This window comes from Arthrobacter castelli DSM 16402, assembly GCF_000430705.1.
GTDB lineage: Bacteria > Actinomycetota > Actinomycetes > Actinomycetales > Micrococcaceae > Arthrobacter_C > Arthrobacter_C castelli.
Window position 1 is genome coordinate 1 of the sequence record NZ_KE387201.1, and the last position, 2,086, is coordinate 2,086.

Below are 2,086 nucleotides of genomic sequence, written 5' to 3' on the forward strand. Positions count from 1 at the left end.
GACCGAGACCGCCCAGTCAATCAAACCGAGCTGGTCAGCATCTCCCAGCAGCGAACCCAGCACGCGGTCCCACGTGCCATCACCGCTGTAGCGTCGATGACGCTTCCACACCGTCTGCCACGGTCCGAACTCCGCTGGCAGATCCCGCCAGGCAATACCGCACCGAAACCGGTAAATAATGCCCTCCACCACCTTCCGGTCATCACCAAACGGACGACCCGGCCGCCCATCAGAAGAAGGCAACAACGGCTGAATCAACGACCACTGATCATCACTGAGAACACTACGAGAAGCCATACTCCCAGCCTGCCCGCCAAAGCCACATCAGTTTAGGAGACACGCCCTAGTTCCATGACACTGGAACACTCCCCCGACAACCGGCGCTCATACTTCACGTCCTGGACACTGACCGGAACCCAGGGCGGACAAATTCTCGCCGCCCTGGTTTTCATCCCGGTCGTGTCGCTGCCCGATGAGATCAAGTACAGCATTGGGTGGCGCATCCCCTTCTGGCTGAGCGCCGTCGTCGTCATTGTCACGTTCTTCATCCGCCGCTCGCTTCACGAGACGCCCACGTTCGAGGAAGCCAAGGCGAACAACCGCATTTCCAAGCTGCCGGTCAAAGACCTGCTGAGGAACAATTGGACCGATGTGCTGCGCGTCGTCTGCTGCGCCTTCATCGCCGCAGTCAGCACTGTCTTCGGCACGTTGGCCATCAAGTACGGCACAGAAGTGGGCGACGTCGAACCCGGAATCACCCTGTGGCTGGTCGTCGCTGCCAACTTCGCGGCGCTGTTCACCCAGCCACAATTCGGCAAACTGGCGGACAAAATCGGGCGGAAGCCAGTCTTCGTGTACGGCGCACTGGCCAGCGCCTTGATGATGCCGATCTATCTGCTGTCGCTTGAATCCGGAAACATGATCCTGCAATTTGCGATGTCTGTGGTGGTGTTTTCGTGCGCCTATGCTGCCGCTAACGCCGTGTGGCCATCCTTCTATGGCGAAATGTTCAGTGCCCGCGTGCGCTTCTCCGGCCTGGCTATCGGCACCCAGCTCGGCTTCCTGATGGCCGGGTTCGCGCCATCGATCGTCGCGGCAATGGGCGGCATCGCCGAAGGTGGCTGGGTCGTCATCAGCATGTTCAACGGAGCCATCTGCGTCATCGCGGCCGTGGCTGCACTGACCGCAAAGGAGAGCTTCCGGACACCGACTGCTGAACTCGGGACTAAGTAGCCAACCCGGCAGCTGACCTCTGCGTGGCGTAACAGTCCGGCCGGAGCAGCAGCAGACCCACAGCGCCCCGACGATCCCGGCCCCTTTAAAAGGGTGCTGGGTCGTCGGGGTCGTTGGTTGGTTTCCGTGATGGTTTCCGTTCCGCGTCGCCGGCAGCCTTGTCCTTCTTGGCATTAGGCACATGCCACGGATCTTTCGGGGGCGATTTGGGCCCGGTGCCGCGCTTTCCGTTGCCGGCGCCGCGTCGGCTTGAGCCGTTGGCCTGCTTCGCCGGTTTTGCCGGTGTCTTTTCCGCCCTGCCGCAGTTGTCTGCCTGATGTTTGGCTGTCTCGAGCAGGGTGGCGATGTCGGGGGCGGGTCGCATCTCCGGTAGTGGACCTTCGGGGGTATTCGAATATTTCCGGCCGGCCGGTGAGGTCCAGTCCACTCTGCCGTCGCGGTGCTGGATATCCCGCCAGAGTTTCGCGGTCTTGAGGGCATGGCCGGGTTTGCACAGTGGTTTCAGATTCGTCAGTTCGGTCTGCCCTGTCGGGTAGGGGACAGTGTGGTCGAGGTCGCAGTGACGGGCGGCTTTATTGCACCCGTACCCGCGACACGTCCGGTCGCGCAACCGCACCATTTTTTGCAAGTCCTTCGGCACCGCATAGCTGTCCCGCCCGTACGACAGCGGCGCCCCCGTCTCCAGATGAATCAACAACCGCTTGAACGACGGGGCATTGGCCGACAGTTGTCGTGCGGTGTCCTCATCGATGGGACCGTACCCTTCCAGATCGGCCGGCTCATCCGATAACCCCATCAACGTCAACACCGGCACCACCACCAGCACCTCAGCCTTAATCCCGGCATAATTCGG

At 61.4% G+C, this 2,086-nt stretch carries 2 protein-coding genes and 1 pseudogene; 1 reads left to right on the forward strand and 2 read right to left on the reverse strand.

What is annotated here, in order from left to right:
• Positions 1 to 297: transposase (locus H535_RS29280; protein WP_026821167.1), on the reverse strand; the 297-nt coding region annotated here is incomplete at its 3' end.
• A gap of 48 nt (positions 298 to 345) precedes the next feature.
• Here H535_RS29280 and H535_RS27255 point away from each other — a divergent pair.
• Positions 346 to 1,233 (forward strand): annotated as a pseudogene (locus H535_RS27255) (MFS transporter); the annotation flags it as partial.
• A gap of 85 nt (positions 1,234 to 1,318) precedes the next feature.
• On the opposite strand, the gene H535_RS28120 reads toward H535_RS27255, so the two are convergent.
• Positions 1,319 to 2,086, reverse strand: a 768-nt coding sequence (locus H535_RS28120) for an HNH endonuclease signature motif containing protein (protein ID WP_155838836.1), incomplete at its 5' end; no start/stop codon positions are given.